The sequence below is a fragment of the Vasconcelosia minhoensis LEGE 07310 genome, from assembly GCF_015207255.1.
GTDB classification, from domain to species: domain Bacteria; phylum Cyanobacteriota; class Cyanobacteriia; order Phormidesmidales; family Phormidesmidaceae; genus Vasconcelosia; species Vasconcelosia minhoensis.
Genome location: NZ_JADEXG010000060.1, coordinates 1 through 24210 on the forward strand (window position 1 = coordinate 1; position 24210 = coordinate 24210).

Annotated in this window: 24 protein-coding genes, 2 pseudogenes and 1 riboswitch; of the genes and pseudogenes, 11 read left to right on the forward strand and 15 right to left on the reverse strand. The window is 53.2% G+C overall.

Annotated features, from left to right (window positions below; translation table 11 throughout):
• From IQ241_RS19975 to IQ241_RS20000, 6 genes and pseudogenes are all read right to left on the reverse strand, one after another.
• Positions 1 to 298, reverse strand: a pseudogene (locus IQ241_RS19975) (hypothetical protein); the annotation flags it as partial.
• Between the two features lie 16 nt (positions 299 to 314).
• Positions 315 to 1055: a phosphonate ABC transporter ATP-binding protein gene (locus IQ241_RS19980; RefSeq protein WP_228021889.1), complete on the reverse strand. Its 741-nt coding sequence runs from the start codon at positions 1053 to 1055 to the stop codon at positions 315 to 317.
• A gap of 170 nt (positions 1056 to 1225) precedes the next feature.
• Positions 1226 to 2257, reverse strand: a complete 1032-nt coding sequence (locus IQ241_RS19985; protein WP_193910625.1) for an AI-2E family transporter — start codon at positions 2255 to 2257, stop codon at positions 1226 to 1228.
• A gap of 9 nt (positions 2258 to 2266) precedes the next feature.
• On the reverse strand, positions 2267 to 2650 hold the full coding sequence (locus IQ241_RS19990; protein ID WP_193910627.1) for a hypothetical protein: 384 nt from the start codon (positions 2648 to 2650) through the stop codon (positions 2267 to 2269).
• Positions 2651 to 2749: 99 nt separating this feature from the next.
• Positions 2750 to 3415: an SDR family oxidoreductase gene (locus IQ241_RS19995; protein ID WP_193910629.1), complete on the reverse strand. Its 666-nt coding sequence runs from the start codon at positions 3413 to 3415 to the stop codon at positions 2750 to 2752.
• A 57-nt stretch (positions 3416 to 3472) separates the two neighbouring features.
• Positions 3473 to 3604: pseudogene (locus IQ241_RS20000) on the reverse strand (ATP-dependent sacrificial sulfur transferase LarE); the annotation flags it as partial.
• A gap of 1143 nt (positions 3605 to 4747) precedes the next feature.
• Between IQ241_RS20000 and IQ241_RS20005 the strand changes: the two are divergent.
• The 6 genes from IQ241_RS20005 to IQ241_RS20030 all read left to right on the forward strand — a co-directional run bounded on the left by IQ241_RS20005 (position 4748) and on the right by IQ241_RS20030 (position 11414).
• Complete coding sequence (locus IQ241_RS20005; protein WP_193910631.1) at positions 4748 to 5068, forward strand: hypothetical protein; 321 nt, start codon at positions 4748 to 4750, stop codon at positions 5066 to 5068.
• 458 nt (positions 5069 to 5526) lie between these two features.
• A complete protein-coding gene (locus IQ241_RS20010; protein WP_228021890.1) occupies positions 5527 to 6930 on the forward strand; it encodes a S8 family serine peptidase in 1404 nt (467 codons plus the stop codon).
• Positions 6931 to 6954: 24 nt separating this feature from the next.
• Positions 6955 to 7296 carry a hypothetical protein gene (locus IQ241_RS20015; RefSeq protein ID WP_193910635.1) on the forward strand — a complete coding sequence of 114 codons (342 nt, stop codon included), beginning with the start codon at positions 6955 to 6957 and terminating at the stop codon, positions 7294 to 7296.
• Between the two features lie 431 nt (positions 7297 to 7727).
• Positions 7728 to 9932, forward strand: a complete 2205-nt coding sequence (locus tag IQ241_RS20020; RefSeq protein WP_193910637.1) for a peptidase domain-containing ABC transporter — start codon at positions 7728 to 7730, stop codon at positions 9930 to 9932.
• Positions 9910 to 10911: an HlyD family secretion protein gene (locus tag IQ241_RS20025; RefSeq protein WP_193910639.1), complete on the forward strand. Its 1002-nt coding sequence runs from the start codon at positions 9910 to 9912 to the stop codon at positions 10909 to 10911. Before IQ241_RS20020 ends, IQ241_RS20025 begins: the two co-directional genes overlap by 23 nt.
• A 203-nt stretch (positions 10912 to 11114) precedes the next feature.
• Complete coding sequence (locus tag IQ241_RS20030) at positions 11115 to 11414, forward strand: hypothetical protein (RefSeq protein WP_193910641.1); 300 nt, start codon at positions 11115 to 11117, stop codon at positions 11412 to 11414.
• Positions 11415 to 11498: 84 nt separating this feature from the next.
• Here IQ241_RS20030 and larE read toward each other — a convergent pair whose 3' ends face one another.
• Genes larE through fraC form a run of 4 tightly spaced genes read right to left on the reverse strand, consistent with a single transcriptional unit; the run spans position 11499 to position 14808 of the window.
• Positions 11499 to 12353, reverse strand: a complete 855-nt coding sequence (gene larE, locus IQ241_RS20035) for an ATP-dependent sacrificial sulfur transferase LarE (protein WP_193910643.1) — start codon at positions 12351 to 12353, stop codon at positions 11499 to 11501.
• 41 nt (positions 12354 to 12394) lie between these two features.
• The gene (locus tag IQ241_RS20040; RefSeq protein WP_193910645.1) at positions 12395 to 13174 is read right to left on the reverse strand and encodes an ABC transporter permease; all 780 of its coding nucleotides are present in this window, start codon (positions 13172 to 13174) and stop codon (positions 12395 to 12397) included.
• 39 nt (positions 13175 to 13213) lie between these two features.
• Positions 13214 to 14242 (reverse strand): DUF5357 family protein, encoded by a 1029-nt coding sequence (locus IQ241_RS20045; RefSeq protein ID WP_193910647.1) that lies wholly within the window; start codon positions 14240 to 14242, stop codon positions 13214 to 13216.
• Positions 14242 to 14808 (reverse strand): filament integrity protein FraC, encoded by a 567-nt coding sequence (gene fraC / locus IQ241_RS20050; protein WP_193910649.1) that lies wholly within the window; start codon positions 14806 to 14808, stop codon positions 14242 to 14244. The genes IQ241_RS20045 and fraC overlap by 1 nt, the downstream gene beginning before the upstream one ends.
• 241 nt (positions 14809 to 15049) lie before the next feature.
• On the opposite strand from fraC, the gene IQ241_RS20055 reads away from it, so the two are divergent.
• Positions 15050 to 16201 carry an NAD-dependent epimerase/dehydratase family protein gene (locus IQ241_RS20055; RefSeq protein ID WP_193910651.1) on the forward strand — a complete coding sequence of 384 codons (1152 nt, stop codon included), beginning with the start codon at positions 15050 to 15052 and terminating at the stop codon, positions 16199 to 16201.
• 33 nt (positions 16202 to 16234) lie between these two features.
• Positions 16235 to 17365, forward strand: a complete 1131-nt coding sequence (locus tag IQ241_RS20060; RefSeq protein ID WP_193910653.1) for a glycosyltransferase family 4 protein — start codon at positions 16235 to 16237, stop codon at positions 17363 to 17365.
• 455 nt (positions 17366 to 17820) lie between these two features.
• Here IQ241_RS20060 and IQ241_RS20065 read toward each other — a convergent pair whose 3' ends face one another.
• From IQ241_RS20065 to IQ241_RS20085, 5 genes are all read right to left on the reverse strand, one after another.
• Complete coding sequence (locus IQ241_RS20065) at positions 17821 to 18411, reverse strand: transposase (protein WP_228021894.1); 591 nt, start codon at positions 18409 to 18411, stop codon at positions 17821 to 17823.
• 3 nt (positions 18412 to 18414) lie between these two features.
• A complete protein-coding gene (locus IQ241_RS20070; protein WP_193910657.1) occupies positions 18415 to 18579 on the reverse strand; it encodes a hypothetical protein in 165 nt (54 codons plus the stop codon).
• Positions 18580 to 18846: 267 nt separating this feature from the next.
• Positions 18847 to 19287, reverse strand: a complete 441-nt coding sequence (locus IQ241_RS20075; RefSeq protein ID WP_193910659.1) for a hypothetical protein — start codon at positions 19285 to 19287, stop codon at positions 18847 to 18849.
• A 390-nt stretch (positions 19288 to 19677) separates the two neighbouring features.
• Positions 19678 to 19953, reverse strand: coding sequence for a hypothetical protein (locus IQ241_RS20080; protein WP_193910661.1), 276 nt, complete (start codon positions 19951 to 19953; stop codon positions 19678 to 19680).
• Between the two features lie 364 nt (positions 19954 to 20317).
• Positions 20318 to 21004, reverse strand: a complete 687-nt coding sequence (locus IQ241_RS20085; protein WP_228021891.1) for a HupE/UreJ family protein — start codon at positions 21002 to 21004, stop codon at positions 20318 to 20320.
• A gap of 23 nt (positions 21005 to 21027) precedes the next feature.
• Positions 21028 to 21171: riboswitch (cobalamin riboswitch) on the reverse strand.
• 194 nt (positions 21172 to 21365) lie between these two features.
• Here IQ241_RS20085 and IQ241_RS20090 point away from each other — a divergent pair.
• The 3 genes from IQ241_RS20090 to IQ241_RS20100 all read left to right on the forward strand — a co-directional run bounded on the left by IQ241_RS20090 (position 21366) and on the right by IQ241_RS20100 (position 24119).
• Positions 21366 to 22352 (forward strand): metal ABC transporter substrate-binding protein, encoded by a 987-nt coding sequence (locus IQ241_RS20090; protein ID WP_193910665.1) that lies wholly within the window; start codon positions 21366 to 21368, stop codon positions 22350 to 22352.
• Positions 22353 to 22419: 67 nt separating this feature from the next.
• The gene (locus tag IQ241_RS20095; RefSeq protein WP_193910667.1) at positions 22420 to 23202 is read left to right on the forward strand and encodes a metal ABC transporter ATP-binding protein; all 783 of its coding nucleotides are present in this window, start codon (positions 22420 to 22422) and stop codon (positions 23200 to 23202) included.
• A complete protein-coding gene (locus IQ241_RS20100; RefSeq protein WP_193910669.1) occupies positions 23199 to 24119 on the forward strand; it encodes a metal ABC transporter permease in 921 nt (306 codons plus the stop codon). The genes IQ241_RS20095 and IQ241_RS20100 overlap by 4 nt, the downstream gene beginning before the upstream one ends.
• Positions 24120 to 24210: the final 91 nt, after the last annotated feature.

Below are 24210 nucleotides of genomic sequence, written 5' to 3' on the forward strand. Positions count from 1 at the left end.
ACAGGGTGAGAATGCCGCCGACCAGGCCAATCAGGACGCTCAAAAAAGTGCCGCAGACGGCATAGGCCAGCGTCGTCAGCGTCGCCTGACCAATCACGCCAAGGAAAGCCGCATCTAGGGCGGGCGTCAGGCTAGCGCGTAAGAACTGGCCCAGCAGCGGCAGGCCGCCCCAGTTGAAGATGGCCTCCCGTCCGACCCCGGCCAGCCACAGTGACCCCAGCAGCGCCCCCACCCAGGCCGCAATCCAGAGCCCTCGGCGGGGAACCGATTCAGAAAATGTTTTTAACCCTTTGAGCACAGTGGTTCAGCAGCAGTCAGGCAGCCCTGTCTAAAGCATAAAGGGTCGCTAGCTGACCCGGACTGACTTCGGTGCTGGGCTGGTCAAAGTAAATCTCGCCCTGGCGCAGGCCGACAACGCGATCGCAGTACCGCAGCGCCAGATCGACGTCGTGCAGGCTGACAATCAGGGTTTTGCCCTGCTGGGTAAGCCGCTGGAGATGCTGCATGAGATTGTGCGATCGGGCTGGGTCAACGCTAGCTACCGGCTCATCGGCCAGAATTAGCGCCGGGTTCTGCACCAGCACCCGGGCCAGCGCCAGCCGCTGCTGCTGCCCGCCCGACAGCCGCTCCGTCCGGGCGTAGAGCTTCTCAGCCAGGCCTACCTGCGCCAGGGCCTGGCGGGCCGTCTCTACCTCCTGCGGCCAGACCAGAGACCCTACCGCCTTCCACAGCGGCCAGCGGCCCAGATGACCGGCATTGACGTTATGAATGGCGGCCAGATTGCCAATTAGATGGTGCTGCTGATAGACCATGCCAATCTGACGCTGAACCCGACGCTGCCGTCGGGCATTTAGTCGGGATAGATTTTCGCCCAGCACCCACACCTCTCCTGAGGACGGTCTCAAAGCGCCGCCAATCAGGCTCAGCAGCGTAGTCTTGCCTGCCCCGCTCGGCCCGACCAGCGCTACCCGCTCCCCCGGCTGCACCCGTAGCGAAATCTGGTTCAGCGCCAGCAGCGGCCCAAACTGGCGAGAAACCTGCTTTAACTCAAGCATAGGGATAGACATATCAGGCTAAACCTCGGACCCAGACCCCCCAAAATTGGGGTGTAGGGGAGCGGATAGTACCCCCATTTCAGTCATGATGCTAGGCTGACCCCCCCTGAATGCAAGCATTTGAGTATTCGAAATCATTATCTGTGGAGCACTACCAAAGTTTTCTGTTCCTAAGATTTTTTCGAATGGGGCAACCCGCTGAGTAAAATTGCAATTCCCTGGGTCGGCGCAAACTCCTGGCAGAGCAAAACGATAAAAACCGTCATGGGAATGCCGATCAGGGCACCCGGAATGCCCCAGACCCAGCCCCAAAAGATAATTGAGACGAGGGCGACGAACGGCGAGAGCTGGAGCGACTTGCCCTGGAGTTTTGGATCGACAAAGTTGCCAAAAAAGAACTGGAGCGCCATCAGTCCCAAGAGCGTCGCAATCCCTGTCCCAATTCCCTGAGAAAGCCCCACCAGGGTAGGTGGAATGACCGCAATGATTGAGCCCAGGGTAGGCACAAAGTTCAAAACAAAGGCAACCAGCCCCCAGACAATGGCCAGATTAACGCCCAGCAGCCAGCACCACAGAACAGTCGAAATCCCGGTCAGCAGGCTGGTAAAACCCATCACGGCCAGATAGCGCCGCAGCTTACCGCTGGTGTTGCTGATCGCGTCGCTGATGCGGCGGCTAGCGCTAGCGGGAAACGCCTGCTTGAGTTTCTCCTGGTACTCGCCCACTTCTAGCAGCAGCAGCACCAGCATTGAAACCATGAGCGTGAAAAGGCTCAGGGCCGATAGCACCGACTTAGCCCCGCCTAACGCCTGCTGTGAAACCTGCTCAACCAGCCGCTGGGTTTGGGCATCTGGCTCAATCGGCAATCCCTGCGACTGGGCCCAGGACTGGATTGAAGTCCAGAGCTGATCGAGCTGCTCCAGATATTGCAGCATTTGCTCGTTGGCAATGTCAATGCTAAGGTATAGGACCCCAATGCCAATTCCCAAGATTGCCGCCAGCAGCAGCAGGACGATCGCTAGGCTCAGCCCGCGCGGCAGGCGGCGGTTCAGCCGCGCTTGCAAAGGATGAACTAATACGGCAATAAAGAAAGCAAATGCCAGGGGGACGGTAATCGACTGCGTGGCGCGCAGCGCCGCAACCACTAGGATTACGGCAATAATCGCGGTTAAGACCGGCAGAAGCTGTTTAGGCAGTTGCATAGGCCGGGGTCAGTCTGCCTTCTCCTCATAGTATTCGGAGATATTTTCATAGACTTCGGTCGGGAACTGGAGGTCTTGATAGACGTTGCAGCTATCGGGGGCATCCGGGTTAGGGCAGATAGGAAAGTCCTGATGCTGCTGCCAGTCTAAGATGCTCTCCCGCTTGGGCGGGCTGTAGCCCTTGCTTTCAACCTGCTGATAGAGTCCCTTGGCCTCGTCTGCGCTAAAATCTTTATCGTTTTGCAAATAGTCCACCAGCGTGGCTTCGTCTAAGAAGTGGCGAGCTATCATCGTAAAGGTGAGGCGGCCATAGTGGCCGATATCTTTGCCCGCGTCTAGCGCATCGAGCAGGTGAGCCATCATCGGGCTTTGCTTGAGATCGTCAACAGCCATAGTGCGAAAAATAATTGCGAGTTGCTGCTTTGGTTATAGGGCGCGATCGCAATTTTTCCGTCTGCCCAAAGACAGCTCTTCACCCGCTTTTACCCGCTTTTACCAGGGCAGCTCTTCGCCGTTAGCATGCCAGAAAGTGCCGGTATTCTCTAAAGTCAGCTGATCGATCCGCTGGAGTAAATTTTTCACCGCTGCCTCCGGCGAAATGCCGCTGTCCGTATGTCCCGTCATTCGAGTGCTAACCAGACCGGGATGCAAAATTGCCACGGCAATGCCCCGGGGCTTGAGGTCGTGGGCCAGGGATTTGCCCGCCATCGAGGTCGCCGCCTTAGACATGCGATAGCCGTAGGAGCCGCCGGAGGTATTGTCGCCAATCGACCCCATGCGGCTGGTCATAATCGCCACCTTCGAGCCGTCGTGCATGAGCGGCAAAAGCGCCTGGGTCATCCGCAGCATCCCCAACGCATTCACCTCGAACTGCTGACGCATACTGTCAAAATCAAGATCGTCGAGGCTAACCCGTTCCAGAATGCCTGCATTATTGATTAGCCCGTCGATTGGGGTTCCAGCTAGTCGATGGGCCAGGGCGCTGACATCTTTTTCGGCGGTGATGTCTACCCCGTCTTCGACCTGGATGCCCAGCTGCTGGAGCGGCTCAGAGATAGAGCGGCAGACTGCGATGGCGCGATCGCCCCGCTCGGTGAGCTGGCGGCAGTACTCATAGCCGATTCCCCGATTGGCCCCGGTCACTACATAGGTTGCCATTGGCATAGCCTCCGTCAATTCCTGTTTCAGGCAATTCCTGTTTTAGGATAGCGGTTAGACGTAGGGATAGCCCTCGGCTAGGGCCAGCGGCTTCAGCGTATCGTGCAGCTCGCCCTTGCAGAAATAGCAGCGGTTAGTCGGGTTTGAGGTGTAGTTGGGGTTGTCCATCTCGTGGGTGACGACCATCCGATTTGAAGGTATTAAAAACTAAATTATTCAAAACATAAATGGAACAAATTAAGATAATTATCTTTTCTTATTGTACTAGGGTGTGAAAATACTCTAAACGAAATCTAAAATTGTCACAGTTCGATTTAAGAACGATAGTTGTGGCGAAACTAAAGACAAAAGACATCGCAGGTCAAGTGTAGAGATGGATTGAAGCTATTCAACTCTAAAATTTTTGCATTTACTTTATAAATCCTTCATGTTATCTTCATGTCTAGCGATTGGCGATTTACTTTGCCATTTTGTGACTGATTTAGTTGTTTTACTGTTTTCTGATAGCTGTCAAGATTGGCACAAGTGAAACCGAAATTTGTTGTATATCTCCACACAAAGGTATTGTAGTGCGCGCAACAAACAAACAGCTAGTGAAGTTTTACCCTCTCATTTCTCTCCTTTTTTTTGAAGCTACTTCTAGCTACAATAATTTCGTTCGGTTTGATACAGAAGCTGTTTTCACTCAGATGTCAGATGAGGATAGATTGATCGCCTAACTCATCTCTGAGATGAGCCTAGTCAATCGAACACAGAAAAAAAGAAAACGAAGGAACGTAAAATGAAAAATTCAGTTTGTTTTGAACCCATCAATGTTGAAGATGAGCAGTACACTAGCGGCGGAGCTATAGGAGCTGGGAGAGGCGTCATAACTTCTTTCGCGGTTGATGCCGCTAATATAATGGGTACCGGAAGGACTAACTTTCGCACGAGTGCGTATAGAACCCTTGCATTCGCTGGGATAGGTGCAGCCTATGGGCTTGCTGGTGCCGGACCAGGTGGAGCACTTGCTGGCGCAGCTTTGAGCAGCCCGGAAAAGTAGGATAGTGATGCCGCTGAGTGCGAACTCGGCGGCGATTCTCGTTTAACCTCTAAGGTAGTTGATGCAGATAACTGTCACAGGAAATTAGTTTCTTCCAAGTTTTAACATACATGCTCAACCAGCATATCTCTTTTTCCCTGCTCAGTTTCGTATGATCAGGGTTTAGGGAGTCGCCGTTTAATCACGTACCACCCATATCGCTCAATATTTCGAAAACGCTTGGTTTGATAGGTATTCTATTTGAACGCAAGCCCCTTAGGTCATTCTTTATGTACTCATATCAGGTCTCAATGGTCGCAGCACTGTATGGGCTCTTTACTGGAGTCACTTGCGCAATAGCAGTTGTAGCTTTTCGCTCAGCCCAAAGTGGACTAGGCATTCTAAAGAACGTGCGTTTTGTAGCTTTATCAGGTCTGCTTACAGGTTTGTTTTTTGGATTAAGTGCCTATCCTATGTATGCGAGAGGTAAAATTTCAGAAGAACAGATTACAGCCTATCTAGCCGGCTTGGGATTATGCTTGTCTATAGGTTCTATTGCTTTTCAGCTACTTTACGCAGTTATCCATAAGGTTCGAGAGGTCGAATACGATGTCTCGGATCGCTCGGAATAATAGGCGTTAGAAAGCTAGACCCTGGATGGAGCTAACTGCTGCTCTTTATACTTAACTTAGATGCTTGGAGGCGTTTAAGATGATTAGTGAACACTTTTATGTCTGATGAAAACATAAGTATGATTTTTGTCATGGGTGTAGGGTTTGTTAGTATTTCTGCGATAGCCACCTCGTCTGGTTTTCCTGGCTCGTCGCTTGAGTGAATCTGATAATAATAATGCTGGAAATATAGCCGAGAGGAAACCCTTCTTTCTTCACGCACATTAGTTAGCGCGCTTTTTACAACATCTGTCTCTCTTGTTTTTAAGATGACTTCTACGGAAATTAGGTAGTTAGAATCGAGAATTTATTAAGTGATTCAACTTGATATCAGAAAGCCTGGTGCTCAGACTATTTCTAATAAAAAAGCTGAATAAACTATTTCATCCTTGATCCTTAGGAGGCTTAAGCAGATGTATTTGTCAAGAGCAGAAGACAATAAGCTCCTAGACCCAAAATTTTTGAGAGGAGTGTTTGATATAACGGGAGAAGGTATTAAACTAGGTATAGTGTCTACTAGTTTTGGAGCTTCTTCTGATGTGAAAGAAAATGTCACAGATCAGAAGTTGTCAAGCGTCAAGGTTTTGAAAGATATACCGAGTGAGTCTGTGTATGCCACAGGCGAGGGAAGGGCTCTAGCTCAACTAGTGTACAAGGTCGCCCCAGGTAGTGAAATTCTCTTTCACACGGGAGTTAGTGGTAGTGGCAGCAGTCTAAGTGACCTAAACGAGTCTAGCTTCATCACTGCTGTACGTGAACTACAGAAAGCGGGTGCCGACATTATCTTCGATGATATAGCAGGCTTATCGCCTCCTCTGTTCGAAGATGGAGAGGCAGTAGAGGCCATTGATGATGCAGTGGCTGATGGTATCGTCTACCTAACGGCTGCTGGTAACAACGGAACGATCACATATGAGGATGAATATCGTCCAAGCAAAGAATTTGAGTTAGATAACGTAATTTTTCAGGCTCATGATTTCGACCCAACTGATCGCGTAGATCTATTTCAAGACATCGTAGCTGGTGAGAATGGAGCACTGTTGAAGCCGTTATTATCCTGGGATTCCTCGACCAGAGAAGAAAGTTCAGAACTTTTTCTCTTCGTGTTAGACAGTCCTGAACTTCCTACCGAAAGTAATATCGTAAATATTTCGACTATACCTTCTAAAGAAACTGTCGAAGAAGCTGTCACAACTCAGTTGTACAGCGCTGCTCCCAATCAGAAGCTTTATTATACTATTGGTCATGTAGTCAATGAGAACAAGAAACCTCCTAGCCTTATTAAGTGGGTGAGTGCCGCCAATGGGTCAGATAGAAGCGTCGAGTATGAGTATATTGATCCTCTTCTAGGGCTGCCTACCGTGTATGGTCCAGCAAATTCTGATGCCGCTATTACTGTTGGTTCTGCCAGTGATGACGGAACTGAGTACGATAGCTTTGCCAGTCGAGGCGGTGTTCCGATTCTCTTCGATGAGATGGGTAACCCTCTACCAAAACCCATCATTAGGAGAAAACCTGACGTAATCGGCCCGGACAATGTGACGACAGCTTTCCCGGAAGGTAGCCCGTTTAATCCTTTCGTCGGCACATCAGCCGCCGTTGCGAATGTCGCTGGTGTAGCCGCCCTGATGGAACAAGCAGCGGGCGGCCCGGACGTGCTATCTCCCGAAGTCATCAAAACAATTTTGGGCGCAACCGACAAACCTGTCGAACCCGCGCCAGGCTTGCCCCCCTCAGCAGGACTCGTACAGCCAGACTTAGCCATTCTAGGCGCTAAAGTAACAGGCCAAATAGCCTCAATATTTCCAAATTCACTAGCTTAGCTACCCAACAAACGCTCAAAAGTTATGCCGTTGATTTCTCAATCAGATATAGTTATCTCAGTCTTGTCTGGCTTTCTAGCAGGTGCAATCTTTAGTATTTTAGACAACATGGTTATGTTCTTAGTAGAAAGGAAAACGGAAATCGGTCTAGCGGTTTTTGTACGTGGCTTTATTTTTCTGGGCTCAGCTATAGGTCTTTTATTTGGCCTGATAGGTGGGACACTAATTTCAACTGGTTTACTCCCAAAAGCTCAGATTAGCAATTTTATGTTCAGCCAGGGGGTTACATTGTCTTTGATAGGACTTTTTATTGGAATAGGAAAATTTTTCTTTCATAAAGTACGGAATCCTCAGGATTCTGATTAGCGCATGATGGCTAAGCCAAGGCTATGACTATGCAATCCTTAATCAGTAGCGACAAGCTTATTAGGTCTGATATTACTCGACAGTTATTTTTAGTGGACAGAAGAGGCATTAGCGCTGGGTTAATTTCAACAGGGTTTAACGCTTTTGGGGGAGTCGATATTGCTGCTAAGAACTGTGACTTACCAGAAAAAAATCCGTTTGGCAGAAAATTGCCAGTCAAAATTTTCCAAGATTTAGGAGAATCAGCATTCGCAACCGACGAAGGAAGGGGCGCATCCCAATTATGCAGATTTGGACTAGCCCTCATCCTCCAGCCCTTTCTCGCCGAGGAGAAGGGGAGCCGAAACTCGGCCAGAAATAGGTGCTAAAGTAGCAGGCCAAATAGCCTCAATTTTCCCAGATTCAGATTCGCTGGCTTAACTACCCGACAAATGTTCAAAAAATATGCCGTTGTCAGGCAGCAAAGCGAAGAAGACTGCGGCGCTGCTTGTCTGGCCACAATTGCCAAACACTACGGACGCCACCTTTCGCTGACCCGCAGCCGCGAAGCCGTCGGCACTGGCCAGCTGGGCACAACCCTCTTAGGCATCCGGCGTGGTGCCGAAGCGCTAGGCTTCCAGGCTCAATCTGGTAAAGTCACTCCCGAAGTATTCGATAATCTGTCTCAGATAGCGCTGCCTGCTATTATTCACTGGCGTGGCTATCACTGGGTTGTTCTCTATGGCAAAAAGGGTCGCAAATATGTCATTGCCGACCCAGCCATGGGACTTCTATATCTCCACAAAGCCGAGTTAATAGAAAGTTGGGGAGATGGCATTACGCTACTGATAGAACCTAGCGGAGAAATCTTTGAAGAACAGGAAGAAGAGCCGAAAAAAGGGATAGGTCGATACTTCAAGCAAGCACTGAACTATCGCACAACTGTTTTTCAGGCACTGCTCTACGCCCAGGTAATTGGCTTACTAGGACTCATCTACCCATTCTTTATTCAAATACTCACCGACGACGTTCTTATTCGAGGAGACGCCCAGCTCCTCCGCACAGTTGCTCTTGGCGTCATGGCACTCCTCGCTGTCGATAGCGTCCTCAAGCTGATCGAATATACTTTAGTCACCCACTTTGGTCAACAGCTTCAACTTCAGCTATCGCTAGAATTCGGCAACAAGCTTCTGCGCCTCCCCCTCGCTTACTACGAATCTCGTCGCAGCGGCGAAGTGCTCAGCCGGCTGGAAGATATTACTCGAATCAATGGCCTCGTTTCCAGCAGTATCATCCAGTTCCCTACTAAGCTGTCCATCGGCCTTGTCTCATTCGCATTCATGCTCGCCTATAGCCGCTCGCTCACCCTATTTTCGGTAGGTCTCTCGGTGATGATGACTCTTGCGGCCCTAATCTTCCTCCCTGCGCTCAACCAGCGAACCCGGAGGCTCCTAGCCTTAGATGCTGACAATCAGGGCATCCTGGTCGAAAACTTCAAAGGAGCCATGACCTTTAAATCAACAACGGCAGAACCTCAGCTTTGGGCAGAGTTAGAAGCCCGCTTTGGCCGTGTCGCACTTCAGGAGTTTTGGCTCGCTCGACTAGGCATTGCCAACACCGTTTTTTCAGGCTTAATTTCCGGTGTAGGCGGTATCGCCCTGCTATGGTTCGGCAGCTCCCTCGTGATTTCTCAAGCGCTAACCATCGGCCAGCTTCTAGCCTTCAACGCCATGAACGCGAATTTCATTGGGCTCATCGGTTTCATCGTCGGCTTTGCCGATGAATTCGCTAAAGTAAAAGCCTCGGCAGAACGCTTTGGTGAAGTCATGGGAGTGACTAACGAAATCCTAGATGACGTTCACAAGCCACAAGTCCAACTGCCCGCCGACGGGGATATTCAATGCACTCACCTCAACTTCTTTTATGCAGGCCGAGTCGAGCTACTCAAAGACTTTTCTCTCACTATCCACGGCGGCGAAGTCACTGCCTTGATTGGTCGCTCAGGCTGTGGCAAAAGTACCCTCGTAAAAGTTATCGCTGGACTGCACAGCGCCCAGTCTGGAAATGTTCGCATCGGCAGCTACAACCAGTCAGATCTTTCCCTCAGCTGTCTGCGCGCTCAAATTGGCTTAGTTCCTCAAGAAACTCATTTTTGGAGCCGCTCCATCCTCGAAAACTTTCTGCTGGGTGCACCCAATATCTCATTCGAGCAGATCGTGGCCGCCTGCAAAGTTGCCGAAGCCGATGAGTTTATTAGCCGTTTACCCAATAAGTATCAAACCGTCCTTGGCGAATTCGGCTCTAACCTCTCTGGCGGACAACGGCAACGGCTAGCGATTGCCCGCGCGATCTCCACCCATCCACCCATCCTCATTCTCGATGAAGCCACAGCCGGACTCGATCCCATCAGCGAAACCCAGCTCTTACATCAGCTCTTAACCCATCGTCAGGGCAAAACAACCCTTCTCATTAGCCACCGGCCCAGCGTCGTTGAGCTAGCTGACAGAATTGTTTTGCTAAAGCAGGGACAGCTTCAGCTACAGGGCAAGCTCAGCGAACTCAGAGGCAAACCCGGCGACCATCAGCTTTTCCTGAATAAAACTCGCACTCAAGGAAACTCCGCAAGCTCGCGCTATGTTCAACCCTCACCCATCTAAAAAGCTTCCTTCAATTCAAGACATCACAGCCCGTCGCGCGCTTCCTCCTATTAGCCCGTGGGTCTTAGGTGGAGGTTGGTTTATGGTCATGGTATTAGCTATTTCCGCCAGCTTGACCACGGTTGTAAAATACAAGACCATTGTCCGAGCTCCTATGACTATCCGGCCAGACGGCGAACTGAGACTGGTACAGTCACCCGTAGAAGGCAGCATTGTCAGCATAGCTGTTCAAGAAAATCAACAAGTCAGTAAAGGACAAACTATTGCAACTCTAGATAGCTCCAAACTCAGGACCCAAAAAGAGCAGATCGAAGAAAGCATTTCCGAAACTCGAAAACAACTAGCGCAAATCAACGGCCAAATCGCCTTACTTGCCGATCAAATTGCGACAGAGAAAGCGCGAGTTAAGACGACTACCGCCATGGCAGAAGCAGAGCTGGCAGGCAGCCAGAGAAGCTACAGCAATTTGCAAGTAGCCACTTCAGCAGAAGTCAGAGAAGCCCAAGCTAATCTTCAGCTAGCTGAAGAAGAACTGATGAGCTATCAGCAGCTAGTAGAGCAGGGAGCGATCGCTCAGCTAGAGCTAGCCCAAAAGCAAGCCGTTGTAGAATCAGCCAGCGCTCAGCTAGATAAGCTGACAGCAGCCCTAAATCCAACGAACGCCGACGTTACGGTCGCTCAAGAAAAAATTGCTCAAACCCGCACTCAAGGGACCGTTGCTGTTTCTCAGCTTATGCAAACGCAGTCCCAGCTTATGCAGCAGCGCTCGGAAATGAATGAAACTTTGAATAGTAACACTCATGAACTTGAACAGGTTACAAGAGACCTTATGCGCACAGAACTAAAAGCACCAATCGCTGGAACCATTCAGGCATTGAGTTTGCGTAACACCAACCAAGTTATTCAACCTGGCGAAACGGTTGCTAAAATTTTTCCAGACGGTGCTGAGCTGAAGGTACGGGCACTCGTACCAGGGTAAGCGCAAGAATCAATAAAGACTACCTTATTGAGAAAAATGACTACTCCTATGTCAACAGGGCAAAGCTATTGAGAACGGCAAGTACGAAAAAATGGGGCTTCTAGTCACTTCCGCATCGCCCGAAAGCCAATGCACACTTTGGATACGATTTTCTTGCGCTTACCCTGGCACTCGTACCTACCGAAGAAATCAGCAAAATAGGCGTGGATCAGCCTGTCAAATTGCGAATTTCGACCTGTCCATTCTCTCAGTTTGGTACATTGCCCGGCGTTGTTCGCACCATCTCACCCGACGCTACCTCTACACCAGAGAATGAAAATAGCGGTCAAGTAGCAGATGCTTTTTATAACGTTATGATTGAACCTCAAAGGTTAGCTTTGAAAGCAGGCGACAAAGAATGTCCTATTCAGTCAGGCATAAAAGGACGTGCCGAGATTATTTCCCGTGAAGAAACGATCTTCGATTTCATACTACGCAAAACCAGTTTGATAATAAGCCCTTGAGCATTTGTTACTTTTGATACTCAAGCGACTAGCGTAATTTATTCTTCGTACCTACCGTGGTGCCTTACTTAACTAAGTAAATGACTATTGCAATGTGTCAGGTTGAGGCCTTAGTAAAGATGACCTAGCGCTGGGTAAATCAGCGAGGACGCGGTTCAGCTTGCCGCTGCGATAGCCTTCCAGGTCTAAGGTCACGTAGGCAAAGCCAAAATCGCGAAAGGCGGTCACGAGCGAATCCAGGTCGGTTTGGCTGACGAAGGCTTGAATCTCGTCCGGAGGCAGCTCGATCCGGGCGGTGTCGCCGTCTGAGCGCACCCGCAGGGTTTTCCAGCCGCGCTGTCGCAGGTAGCGCTCGCTGCGTCCCACCCGCTGGAGTTTCTCAGCGGTAATCAGCTCGCCGTAGGGAAAGCGGGAGCTGAGGCAGGGCTGGGCGGGCTTATCCCACCAGGGCAGGCCAAGCTGCTTGGAGATTTCGCGCACCTCTAGCTTGGTGATGCCGACTTCGGCCAGGGGCGATCGCGCTCCCCGTTCCTGAGCGGCCTGAATGCCGGGCCGATAGTCTTGCAGGTCGTCGGCGTTCACCCCGTCAACGACGTAGGGATAGCCCTCGGCCAGGGCCAGCGGCTTCAGCGTATCGTGCAGCTCGCTCTTGCAGAAATAGCAGCGGTTAGTCGGGTTTGAGGTGTAGTTGGGGTTATCCATCTCGTGGGTCACCACTACCCGGTGAGCAATCCCAATCTCAGCCGCCTGGGTGCGGGCGTCCTCCAGCTCTTCAGGCAGCAGCGAAGGCGAATCGGCCGTCACCGCTAGGGCGCGATCGCCCAGCAGATCGTAGGCAACCTTGGCCACGAGCGTGCTGTCAATGCCGCCGGAATAGGCAATCAGCGCCCGGTCCATCGAGTGAAAAAGCGATTGAAGCTGGTGGAGTTTATTAGACATAGTTCCAGGCTAGCCAATTTGGCCTATATTGACCAATTCGGCTAGAACTGGCGTCTGGCAAACACCGTCACCGTGATCGTCAGCAGTAGCGCCGTGTAGATTAGGCCGTAGCAGGCATTGAGCAGCAGCTCCTGCTGGCTGGGCAGCAGCGTCAGCCCGTAGATGGCTTCGTTCTTGAGATTCAGCCGCTCTAGGTCGGGCAGAACCAGATATAGGGTATGGGCCAGCCGCTCAAAGCTAGCGCTCTTGGCCAGCTCACCAAACCGGACGATATCCTGGCTGAGGTGACCCACCAGCCAGACGGCAAAGGTCATCATCGTCGCCAGCAGCGAGCTGGTAAACACGCCGAAGAGCATCGCCACTGCAATCAGCAGCACCATTTCCAAGAACATAAAGAGCACCGCCAGCAGCACGCTCTCCAGCGGAAAGGGGATGCTTTTTAGCTTCAGCAGGGCGATAAAGACGGCAGACAGCGCCCCGATCAGCACCGCCATCACCGCCGAGAGACCCAGGTGCTTACCCAGAATGAACTCAAAGCGGCTGACCGGCTTGGCAATCAGCACTAGCACGGTTTTTTTCTCAATCTCCTTATTAATCAAGCCGGTACCGACGAAGATCGCCACCACCAGCGCCAGCAGGTTAATGCTGGCCAGCCCCACGTCCAGGATGATCTTATTTTCCGCTCCGGCGGCGACCTCGGGCAGCATCACCACGGCCAGTACCATCAGCAGGGCAAACAGGCCGATTAGGTAGAGGACGCGATCGCGAATCACCTCTAGAAAAACATTGCGGGCAATCACCCACATCCGCGAGATAAACATGGCTTGTTATCCTTAAATGCTCAGCGAGCCTATCATGCCCTAATCCACCGCGCTCGCATCGATCCACTGCGGCTCGGGTACGGCCGTATCGCACTGCACGATAGTGGTCTCATACTCGACCGGGGGCACCGCCGGGCTGCGGCCACTGGGGGACGGACGGCTGGGGGGAGCAGGGCGAGTCCGTCGCTGGGGCGTGAGCTGGCAGGATTTTTCTAGATAGTACCCATTTTCACGCGCGACTGGCCCCCGCCAGTAGGCCCGAAAATTGAGCCGATAGCCGCCTGCAGCCCCGATCGGCGGCGGCGCGCCGAGTTTCCAGAACAGGCTCTCTTCAGGCGCATAGAGCGCAGCGCGCGGAATCTCGCGGGCAATATCGGCGACCTGCGCTTCACTATTCAGCAGCCAGCGCTCGGTGCGCGGCCAGGGAATGCCGTTGAGCTGCTGCTCCAGGGCATCGGCCGCGCTCTCGAGCAGCAGCACTCCCTGGGGAATCCGCTCAAAGTCGCTAGAGAAATCGTAGACAAAGGCGCTGCGGTCAAAATCATTGACCAGCAGGCTGGGATAGCGGCCAAACCACGACTGAACCTGAAAGTAAAACAGAATCCAGCTGGTGAGCAGCAGATTCAGCAGTAGAATCAGCACCAGCTCCTGCTGGACCTCTGGCTTCGGTCGCTTGAATTCCAAATCCCAGCGAAAAAAGCTCGGCAAAGCCCGAATTGCGGTCGAGATTAGCGGCCAGGCGGCCAGCGCCCAGCGTAGCCGCTCCGGCGGCCAGGGGTTAAACAGGAACAGGCACAGCACCGCGCCGGTAATCCAGGCGCTAATGGAAAAGCCAGCAACCCGCACCGGGTTTCGCCACAGCGCCCACCAGATTGCTGCGGTTAGAGAAATCCAGCTACAGGTGCTGAGGATATTGACCGTCAGTGTCGCCGCGTCGAGCACTTCAGCCAGGATAGCCATCAGCCAGGAGAAAATGCTCAGCAGCAGCAGCGTCTGCCAGGCAAAATACTGCGTCGGCGTGATTAAAATTCGGATTCGGTCGAGGGAATCGCGAAAGGCTTCGATCATCAGCTCCACTCCCTGGCGAACGTGCGCAGCAGCAGCAGCAGCAGCAGGGCCGAAAAGCTCAGCGCATTGGCCTGGAGGACGGCATTGGAAAAGCGGCCCATCGCCTGCTGCTGGTCGGTATTGCCGCTTCTGGCCCGGGCGTAGCGTTGGATCCGGGACAGCCGCTCGGGCTGATTGGGAATCGTCCAGGTACCGGCCGTACGCATCATCAGCTCCAGCCCCTTGAGCTTGATTAGCAGGGTGACAAAAAAGGCGGTCAGCCCGCTGATCAGTACGATTGCCCCGACCCGAGTGGTCCAGCTGTTGAAGGTCAGCCGATCGAATAGCACATAGCTGATAATCTGCGCCTCTAGGGCAGGCGGGGCCAGCGGCTCTAGCAGCAAAAAGGCGAACCAGCCCACCACCGTCGCCGCCAGGTTAATCACGGTGGCATACTGCACGCTGTCTTTGAACCCCAGGTACAGTCGCTGCCGCAGCAGGCCCGCTTCGAGCGCGATCGCGACCAGCAAAAACAGGCCCTGAAAGACAATGGCCTTGAGTGGGAAGATGGGTTCAAGCTCTCCCATAAAAAGTTATTGGGGAAACGATTGGGAAACGATCGGGAGCAGAATTGGCATCAATATATAAGGAGGACGGCAGAGGTGACTAGTTCTCTAGACCTGTAAATCTATTTTGGGGGGCAAAGACTGCTAAAATTATGCCGCTGATTCTGCCCTTTTGCCTGTTCCGGCCTTTTTTCCGGCCCTTTCTTCTCAATCCGTCCCCCCAACCTGCTAAATTTAGCATCAGGTTTCATTGAGAAGTGACATGCGAGTCTTAGTAATTGGCGGCGACGGCTACTGCGGTTGGGCAACGGCGCTCTACCTTTCCAATCAGGGGCATCAGGTCGGCATCTTAGATAGCCTGGTGCGGCGACATTGGGACATGGAGCTGCAGGCTGAGACGCTAACGCCGATCGCGCCCATCCAAACCCGGCTACAGCGCTGGCAGGACCTGACCGGCAAGCAGATCGACCTATTTATCGGCGATATTAACAACTATCCTTTTTTAGAAGCCTCGCTGCTCCAGTTTGAGCCCGACGCCGTCGTCCACTTTGGCGAACAGCGCTCGGCCCCCTTCTCGATGATCGATCGGGAGCACGCGGTCTTAACCCAGGCGAATAACGTCCTGGGCAATCTGAATTTGCTCTACGCGCTGCGCGATCGCTTCCCCGACTGCCACCTGATCAAGCTGGGTACCATGGGCGAATACGGCACGCCCAACATCGATATCGAAGAAGGCTACATCACCATCGAGCACAACGGCCGCAAAGATACTCTGCCCTATCCCAAGCAGCCCGGCTCCTTCTACCACCTGAGCAAAGTTCACGACTCGCACAATATTCACTTCGCCTGCAAAATCTGGGGCCTCCGCGCCACCGACCTGAACCAGGGCATCGTCTACGGCGTGCTGACCGAAGAAACCGGCATGGATGAGCTGCTGATCAACCGGCTCGACTATGACGGCGTCTTTGGCACAGCCCTGAACCGCTTCTGCATCCAGGCCGCCGTCGGCCATCCCCTCACCGTCTACGGCAGCGGCGGCCAAACCCGCGCCCTGCTAGACATTCGCGATACCGTCCGCTGCATCGAAATCGCCGTCAACAACCCGGCCAACGCCGGCGAGTTCCGCGTCTTTAACCAGTTCACGGAGATGTTCAGCATCAGCGACCTGGCGATGATGGTGAAAAAAGCCGGCACCACCATGGGGCTAAATGTAGAGCTCAACCACCTGGAAAATCCCCGCGTCGAGCTCGAAGCGCATTACTTCAATGCCAAAAATACCCAGCTCATTGACCTGGGTCTGAATCCTCACTACCTCTCCGACTCGCTGCTCGACTCGCTGCTGAACACAGCTGTGAAGTACCGGCACCGGGTGGATAAAAAGCAGATTCTGCCGACCGTCAGCTGGCGGCGGTAGGTCACCCGATCGAGGCATTTTCCATCCCCTCCCATGCGTATTGCCCTATTTACCGAAACCTTTCTGCCCAAGGTAGACGGCATCGTCACCCGGCTCAAGCATACGGTCGAGCACCTGCAGCGGCTCGGTCACCAGGTCTGTGTGTTCTGCCCGGAGGGCGGCCTGACCGAGTATAAAGGCGCTCAGGTGTACGGCGTTTCGGGATTTCCCCTGCCGCTCTACCCAGAGCTGAAGCTGGCCCTGCCGCGACCCTCGATTCGCGAGGCGGTGGAGGGCTTTGAACCCGACCTGATTCACGTGGTCAATCCAGCCGTCTTAGGGTTGGCGGGTATTTACTACAGCAAGTCGTTGGAGATTCCCCTGGTCGCCTCCTACCATACCCACCTGCCCAAGTACCTGGAGCACTACGGCCTGGGGATGCTCGAAGGGGTGCTCTGGGAGCTGCTGAAGGCCATGCACAACCAGGCCCGGCTCAACCTTTGCACCTCCACCGCCATGCAGCAGGCCCTCACCGAGCACGACATTGAGCGGGTGCAGGTGTGGCAGCGCGGGGTCGATACGGAGCTATTTCGGCCCGAGCTGCGGAGTCGAGAAATGCGCGATCGCCTGTCTCGCGGCGAGCCCGACGCGCCGCTGCTGCTCTACATCGGTCGGCTTTCGGCAGAGAAGGAAATCGACCGAATCAGGCCGGTGCTCGAAGCGATCCCTGAGGCCCGGCTGGCGCTGGTCGGCGATGGCCCCTACCGGGAAGAGCTGGAAAAGTATTTTGAAGGTACCCCGGCCCACTTTGTCGGCTATTTAGAAGGGGAAGACCTGGGGGCAGCCTATGCCTCCGCCGATGCCTTTGTCTTCCCCTCTCGGACGGAAACGCTGGGGCTGGTGCTGCTAGAGGCGATGGCGGCGGGCTGCCCGGTGATTGCGGCCAATGCCGGCGGCATCCCCGACATTGTCACCGACGGCGTCAACGGCTTTATGTTTGACCCAATGGATGATGCCAGCGCGATCGCGGCGACCCAGCGGCTGCTGGCGATGCGGGCGGAGCGCGAGCTGCTGCGGCAGAATGCCCGGGTCGAGGCCGAGCGCTGGGGCTGGGCGGCGGCGACCAAACAGCTCCAGCAGTTCTATGCCGAGGTCCTGGCTGTGGAGCTGCCGCTGGCGGCCTAGCCCGAAATCTCCATCTGCGAAGCTGTAGCCGTTTTACAGACGTCAATCCGGGCTTGAAAGGCTCTGTGGGAACGCCTAGATGCCTTTGCAGCTGAAGGCTTCAGTCAGCGACTGGTAGACCTGCTGCTGCCGGACGATCTGTAGCGCTTGCTGCTGCTGGTCGAACTAGGTCTGGAGCTGGTTAAACTGAGCCAACTGCTGCTGGAGCCGCCCCCAAGCGGCAAGTAGCCCTATCACGCTATGCCCAAAGGCCACCAGCGTCATCAACAGGTTGACATGACCCGCCGGTGGCGGACCTGTGAGTCGGATGATTCCATATAGCGAGTGGCCTTTCCTCCCCACGCCTAAGGCCAGAGGCTTCCAACCCTGTCTTCTCAAACTTCCCTGCTATCGTGAATGTCAGACATTCTTGGAAACAGCTTGGGTTGATGTGTCAAGCCAAACATAAGCCTCGTCTAAGTTGAGACCCGAAGTTTTTCGACTTCAGGGTCGAGCTGAGTAGAAACCCACAATCGCTGAGATAGGGCAAGCGGGTCGTCATTGAGTCTGAATTGAAACCGCTCAACCTGAGCGATTAGGTCAGCCTCGCGCTCGTAGCACGTGTGATAGGTGATCTCCTCGCGGAGCCAGTGCCCCAGATGTTCAACCGGCATGAAGTCAGGACTGTAGGCCGGTAAGGGAACTAAACCAATGTTGAGGTCATGGGCAGAGGCGCTGACCCGCTTAGCGCGGTGATAAGGTGCCCCATCCCAGACTAACTTGATGGGTAAGTCAGGGAATTCAGCGCGTAGCCGTTCCAGCACCTCGACCGTATTGTCTTGATTACCCGCCTCATAGGGCCAAATTCTAACCTGGGCTAAGTCATACAAATAGAGCCCGTAGAAAGACACCTTCAGAAACCCAGCACGCTGCTGGGGATTGGCTTTGTTCAGCAGCTTGCGGGCTTTCTTCCAAGAAAAGCCCAGCGTTTTGAGGACTTTGCGCCAGGGATCGCGAGAGCACTCAATTTGAAACCTGGTCTTCACCCATGCGACTAGACGTTTCAGCGTCTAGCGGGGGAGCACTGCTGCGGCCTGACGCTGCTGAGGGGGGGTGGCGGCAATCTCAAGACGGTCATTAATGACCGTAGCTAACGCTTGCTGGACGTGCTCGGGCAAAGGGGGGGTGGCCGCCGCCTGTGTGCCGATAAAGTAGCGCCTCTGGGCCTTTTTCATTGTAGCTAAGTGCCTCAAGTGCTCTGCGCTTTGTCCCCATTTCTCGACCTTGACTTTTAGCATCGCAATTCTCATGTACTGAGTAGATTGTCAGCTCTCTTGACGTATTTTTAAAACTCCTGGTTCCAAGATGGACGAGGTTTAGCTACGTTAGACTATGCCCACTAGCTTAATTCAAAATCTGAAAGATCCCAAATGGGTTCTATAAGCCCAGCGCCAAAGGTTTGTTGCCAGTCAGCTCCAGGTTCAGGTGTCATTGTCATACCTCTACTGACTCAATTCCAGGGCGAATTCTTCCCAGCGGTTACGCACCTGGCGGTAGCAGTCGGGAGGTGAGATCGCTAAGTTCTGCAATAAATTGATGTTTATCTGTCCATCGCTACATATAGCGATCAGAATGTCCTGATCGGGATGGTAGGTTTGCACTGTTGCCATCAGTCGCTCTGTAAAATTGGCCTTTACAAGGTGAGACCTCAAATAGATCGGCATCTCACCTGCAGGAATGAACCGGATGTTGTATCGCACCACATCCCTACTCCAGTCCAAGATTTTGGCATCAATGACCTCTACATTGCAGCTTACAAGTCCCTGTCCTTGGGTAACATATCCCTGCCAGGCAGCATGACCCAAGGGCAACAGGTTTGTTTGAATGAATAGCGGCTGCCAATAGCCAAAACAGCCCTGCCAAACGCTATCGCTAACTTGCATTACGACTTCTCCAATAGCCTGACCCGACGCTGAGACCATCTCATCCTCAGGCCCAATAGACTCAAAAGCCAGGAATGCCAGAATCAATTTTGCCCGGATCAAAAGTAGCTTTGGAGAAATTAGCGCCTAAGGCTTCACCACTCATTAGGGTGAGCGTGAATGGGATTAGAGGCAGTGCCACGCTCCAAAGAGCCTTCAGTGTATGCATTGTTCTATTTCCTTGGTTTAACTACGATGACTTCTCGAAGGAGGCGTCCTGACATAGAAGGTGAGCGGCCTCCACCCTGTTTTGCCGGAAATATCGGCCCAAGCCAGTCAATGCCTGAAGCCGGGGGAATCAATTCCAGCCTTACGGCCTAGTCGAGTACCTGACTGTTCTGGAAGGAGCCGTCAGAACTGTGCCAAATGAGTAGCCATCAGCCTACGCCACATGAGAAGACTGTGCCCTAGTATCATTGCACCTGCCCAGACAAGCTGCTTCAGGAACAGTTGGGCAATGATATTCCAGCCCATGGTGTGTCCATCCGCCAGCAGGGGAAATGCCAGCAGAATTAAGCCTTGATAGAGCCCAAACCCGATTAAGACGGCGATCGCCGTCCACGCAAGATGTCCTGCCCAATTGGACTGGCTGAATGCCGGTCGCCAACTTGCGAACGCGACAACCATGACCGTCCCTAATCCCATCAAGGCTCCCCAAGTCAACGCAACGGATGTCAGAGGGTAGTCCCTAAGGCCAAACCCAATCCCCTGATTGACCAACCAAATTAGGAGCGACACTGCCAAGGCCCGCCGTCGGGATAGGAGTACACCCCCCACAGCGGTAAAAGCAACAAGCGGGGCATGAGCATAAATGACGTTACTGGCGGTACCTATAGCCAGTAACGAGAATGGTAAAACTCGACTTTCTGCGAGGGAGCGCCACGCCTGAGCAAAGTGGTCGGCTCTTGGCTGAGCTTCTAAAAAAGTAGCCATTTTCCCAGTCTCCGTCAGACTTCACGAGTACTGAAGCGAACATATTGCCTTAAAAAGCTTAGGCCGGTAGCATCGTATCGACAATCAGGGTCGATAAAAATGTCCCTCCGACGCCGCAAATGACAAAGCCAGCAAACCTCAGCCCGATACCGGATGGCTCAGCCGCTTGCTGCGATACGGCGCGGCCGACCCAGTACGCCATCAGCGCGATCGCCATCTGGATGACCGCAAATCCCACCAGATAAGCCACTAGCGGCCCCATCTCAGCCCCGACAATCGCCTCGCCGTAGGCGTAGCCGTGAAAGACGCCTGCGATCGCCGCCAGCCCAGCTACAGTAGCGCGATTGGGCTGGGATTTCATGGCCAGCAAAATTCCAAATACCAGTACCGAAGCAGAAATAAAGAGTTCAGGCGCAGGCAAGTCAAGGCTCATCAGGTGAATGCCCGTTCCAGCTAGAGATGCGATTACAAAGGCGACCGGGATGACTAAGCCGCGGCCCATCACCGCTGCCAGCAGCCCCGCTGCAATCACAAAAGCCAGGTGGTCGAGGCCAATCACAGGGTGCCCTAGCCCTGAGACAAAGGCTTCAAAAACAGAGTCAGGCGTTTCTCCCCCAAAGGGATGGTGCGCTAGCGCCGGAGAGCTGAAGAGGAGCCCCATCATCGCCAAAAACGCGACCCGCCCAGCCTGACGCAATGAGCAGCTCGCCTTTGGGAACTTTAAAGACGCAAAATATTGGTTCATCTGTACCTCGCAGATAAATAAACAAACCGGATTAACCATCGACGGGCATTCTGACTGGGAGGCGGAACCCTCCTTCACAGCTGCGGGACAGCGGCAGATTTTCACTGCACTTTCCCCGTTTCCTCTAGCGGCTGGTCCCCGCTAGAACCGATGAATTGGGTAAATCGTATCATTTCGACCCAGGCTTCAGTCATTTAGATTTGTAACTAGCCGTCTAAAGGCAGCGGTCGAGGCGCTATTCCAAAGGCTGTATTTCTTTCAAAGCTATTCCCAATTTATGAAGCGTGATGAAGTGGTTGCTATATTCTGAATTATGAGATAATTATGAAATATGAAACGATTATGAAATTGGAGTGGCCTTATGCAAGTACTCTTTTCAAGGAGCACTGTCTTTGCCTCCAGCCTGGCGCTGGGGGTGTGGTTTACGGGCTGTGCTGCACCAGAAGCCACCTCACCTAGCCCAGAGGGTGCTGAGACAGCAGACCTCGCGACTGATCAGCCAGCCGATACTGACGGTAAAAAGAAGGTGTTGACAACCTTCACAGTCCTAGCGGACATGGCTCAAAACGTGGCAGGCGACAGGCTGGTGGTGGAATCGATTACTCGCATTGGCGCAGAAATCCATGGCTACGAGCCCACGCCCAGCGACATTGCCAAAGCCCAAGATGCCGACCTGATTCTCTACAACGGCATGGGCCTGGAGCGCTGGTTTGAGCAGTTCTTAGGCAGCGTGCAGGATGTGCCCTCGGTGGTTCTGACTGAAGGCATTGAGCCGATTCCCATCGCTGAAGGGCCGTACAGTGACAAACCCAATCCCCATGCCTGGATGTCGCCCCAGAATGCGCTGGTCTACGTCGAGAATATTCGCCTAGCCTTTGTCGCACTAGACCCTGAGAATGCCGACAGGTATAACGCCAATGCGGCGGCCTACAGCGAACAGCTCAGCGCTATTGACCAAGATCTTGAGAGCGATCTTGAGCAAGTGGCCGAAAACCGACGTTATTTGGTCAGCTGTGAGGGGGCCTTTTCCTACCTGGCCCGCGACTACGACATGAAGGAGATTTACATGTGGCCGATTAACGCTGAGCAGCAGTTCACACCTAAGCAGGTGAAGAACGTGATTGAGGCAGTTGAGACTAATGATGTACCCACCATTTTCTGCGAAAGCACCGTCAATGATGAAGGGCAAAAGCAAGTCGCTCAAACGACGGGAGCACGGTTTGGCGGCAACCTCTATGTGGACTCGCTGTCTACGGCAGATGGCCCGGTACCGACCTTTTTAGAACTGCTGGAATACGATGCCCTCACCATTACCAACGGTCTGCTGGCGGGCAGCAATGCCCGGTAGCTCAAGCTCCGATAGGGCTTAGGCATGAGCAACCAACACATACAGCCGCTTACTTTTGATGAAAGATATGCAATCTACAACTTCAACGCTCAATATCACCGTAGATGACCTCAGCGTGACCTACAGCAATGCTCGACTCGCCCTCTACAATGCCAACTGCACCGTAGAAGCGGGAACCATCACCGGCCTGGTAGGGCCAAACGGCAGTGGCAAGTCTACTTTATTCAAATCTATCATGGGATTTTTGCAGCCCAGCCAGGGGCAGATTCGGGTGGGCGGTTTCCCGGTGCAAAAAGCCCAAAAGCGACAGCTCATGGCCTATGTTCCACAGGCGGACGAAGTGGACTGGAACTTTCCCATCAACGTTTTCGACGTGGTGATGATGGGCCGCTATGGCTATATGAACCTGCTGCGGATTCCCAGCGCCAAAGACCGTCGCCTGGTGATGGAAAGCCTGGAACGGGTGAATATGAGCGACTTTCGCCATCGTCAAATTGGCGAACTCTCCGGCGGTCAGAAAAAGCGGGCCTTTCTGGCCCGGGCGCTAGCTCAGGAAGGCAAAGTGATTTTGCTGGATGAGCCGTTTACCGGTGTGGATGTGAAAACCGAGAAGCGGATGATCGATCTGCTGATGCAGCTGCGGCAAGAAGGCCATACCATCCTGGTGTCTACCCATGACCTGGCCTCGATTTCGACCTTTTGCGATCGCACTATCCTGCTCAATCAAACCATCCTGGCCTCGGGAACGACGGCAGAAACCTTTACCGAGGAGAACCTGGCGATGACCTTTGGCGGCTTGCCCGTCAGCAGCCTGCGCCAGAAGTCCCGCCAGTCTGAGGCAGAGGTATGAGTGATTTAGTCGCGGCCATTCCCCTTTGGGACTGGCTAGTTGAACCCTTACAGTACGGTTTTTTAAGACAGGCCATCTGGGTCAGTGCCTTTGTCGGCTTTGTTTGTGCTGCCCTCTCCTGCTACATCACCCTCAAAGGCTGGTCGCTGATGGGCGATGCGGTATCCCACGCAGTGGTGCCGGGTGTGGTGGTCGCCTACGCACTGAATATTCCCTTTGCGGTTGGCGCTTTCCTGTTTGGATTTGGGGCGACCGTTGCGATCGGCTATGTCAAGTCAAAAACTCGGCTGAAGGAAGATGCCGTCATTGGGGTCGTGTTTACTGGTTTTTTTGCCTTTGGGATCGTGCTGGTGACAAAAATTCCCAGTAACATCGACTTGTTTCATATTCTGTTTGGCAACGTACTGGGGATTTCCCAACAGGACATCGTCCAAACTCTAATTGCGGGAGTTATCACCCTGACCGTGATTTTTCTGCGGCGTAAAGACCTGCTGCTGTTCTGTTTTGACCCTAACCATGCTAAGGCGATCGGGCTCAACACCGAGTTTATCTATTACACCTTGCTCTCTGTACTGGCACTCACTATCGTAACGGCCTTGCAGACGGCGGGCATCATTCTCGTGATTGCGATGCTGGTAACGCCTGGGTCAATCGCCTATTTGTTGACCGATCGCTTTGACCACATGCTGGGAATTTCGATTGCCAGCAGCGTCTTCTCTTGTGTGTTGGGCACTTATCTCAGCTATCACTTTGATGTCTCTACAGGCGGTAGCATCGTGGTGCTCCTGACGCTATTGTTTGTGATCACGATGGTATTTGCCCCTCGATATGGCATCCTGGCTCAGCGGTCTAAACAACGCTCAAATCCAATTGCAGCTGAGGCCCAAGGCCAAGAGCTTTCCCGTGACCAAGCATAGTGTCAACATTCTTCAGTACGAAGCAATCAGGGGTAATTGAAGCGAAGCTGTCACCAGGGGAAATAAGGCTGCAACGCTTTCTATCAGGGCG

What these genes read in the sequence shown, in the direction of transcription:
- IQ241_RS20085 (WP_228021891.1), bottom strand. Translation starts at nt 21,004, where the DNA reads ATGAACCAATATTTTGCGTCTTTAAAGTTCCCAAAGGCGAGCTGCTCA.
- IQ241_RS19980 (WP_228021889.1), bottom strand. Translation starts at nt 1,055, where the DNA reads ATGCTTGAGTTAAAGCAGGTTTCTCGCCAGTTTGGGCCGCTGCTGGCG.
- IQ241_RS19990 (WP_193910627.1), bottom strand. Translation starts at nt 2,650, where the DNA reads ATGGCTGTTGACGATCTCAAGCAAAGCCCGATGATGGCTCACCTGCTC.
- fraC (WP_193910649.1), bottom strand. Translation starts at nt 14,808, where the DNA reads ATGGGAGAGCTTGAACCCATCTTCCCACTCAAGGCCATTGTCTTTCAG.
- IQ241_RS20055 (WP_193910651.1), top strand. Translation starts at nt 15,050, where the DNA reads ATGCGAGTCTTAGTAATTGGCGGCGACGGCTACTGCGGTTGGGCAACG.
- IQ241_RS19995 (WP_193910629.1), bottom strand. Translation starts at nt 3,415, where the DNA reads ATGGCAACCTATGTAGTGACCGGGGCCAATCGGGGAATCGGCTATGAG.
- IQ241_RS20015 (WP_193910635.1), top strand. Translation starts at nt 6,955, where the DNA reads ATGCCGTTGATTTCTCAATCAGATATAGTTATCTCAGTCTTGTCTGGC.
- IQ241_RS20100 (WP_193910669.1), top strand. Translation starts at nt 23,199, where the DNA reads ATGAGTGATTTAGTCGCGGCCATTCCCCTTTGGGACTGGCTAGTTGAA.
- IQ241_RS20005 (WP_193910631.1), top strand. Translation starts at nt 4,748, where the DNA reads ATGGTCGCAGCACTGTATGGGCTCTTTACTGGAGTCACTTGCGCAATA.
- IQ241_RS20090 (WP_193910665.1), top strand. Translation starts at nt 21,366, where the DNA reads ATGCAAGTACTCTTTTCAAGGAGCACTGTCTTTGCCTCCAGCCTGGCG.
- IQ241_RS20080 (WP_193910661.1), bottom strand. Translation starts at nt 19,953, where the DNA reads ATGGTTGTCGCGTTCGCAAGTTGGCGACCGGCATTCAGCCAGTCCAAT.
- IQ241_RS20045 (WP_193910647.1), bottom strand. Translation starts at nt 14,242, where the DNA reads ATGATCGAAGCCTTTCGCGATTCCCTCGACCGAATCCGAATTTTAATC.
- IQ241_RS20040 (WP_193910645.1), bottom strand. Translation starts at nt 13,174, where the DNA reads ATGTTTATCTCGCGGATGTGGGTGATTGCCCGCAATGTTTTTCTAGAG.
- IQ241_RS20060 (WP_193910653.1), top strand. Translation starts at nt 16,235, where the DNA reads ATGCGTATTGCCCTATTTACCGAAACCTTTCTGCCCAAGGTAGACGGC.
- IQ241_RS20025 (WP_193910639.1), top strand. Translation starts at nt 9,910, where the DNA reads ATGTTCAACCCTCACCCATCTAAAAAGCTTCCTTCAATTCAAGACATC.
- larE (WP_193910643.1), bottom strand. Translation starts at nt 12,353, where the DNA reads ATGTCTAATAAACTCCACCAGCTTCAATCGCTTTTTCACTCGATGGAC.
- IQ241_RS19985 (WP_193910625.1), bottom strand. Translation starts at nt 2,257, where the DNA reads ATGCAACTGCCTAAACAGCTTCTGCCGGTCTTAACCGCGATTATTGCC.
- IQ241_RS20095 (WP_193910667.1), top strand. Translation starts at nt 22,420, where the DNA reads ATGCAATCTACAACTTCAACGCTCAATATCACCGTAGATGACCTCAGC.
- IQ241_RS20075 (WP_193910659.1), bottom strand. Translation starts at nt 19,287, where the DNA reads ATGCAAGTTAGCGATAGCGTTTGGCAGGGCTGTTTTGGCTATTGGCAG.
- IQ241_RS20070 (WP_193910657.1), bottom strand. Translation starts at nt 18,579, where the DNA reads ATGAAAAAGGCCCAGAGGCGCTACTTTATCGGCACACAGGCGGCGGCC.
- IQ241_RS20020 (WP_193910637.1), top strand. Translation starts at nt 7,728, where the DNA reads ATGTTCAAAAAATATGCCGTTGTCAGGCAGCAAAGCGAAGAAGACTGC.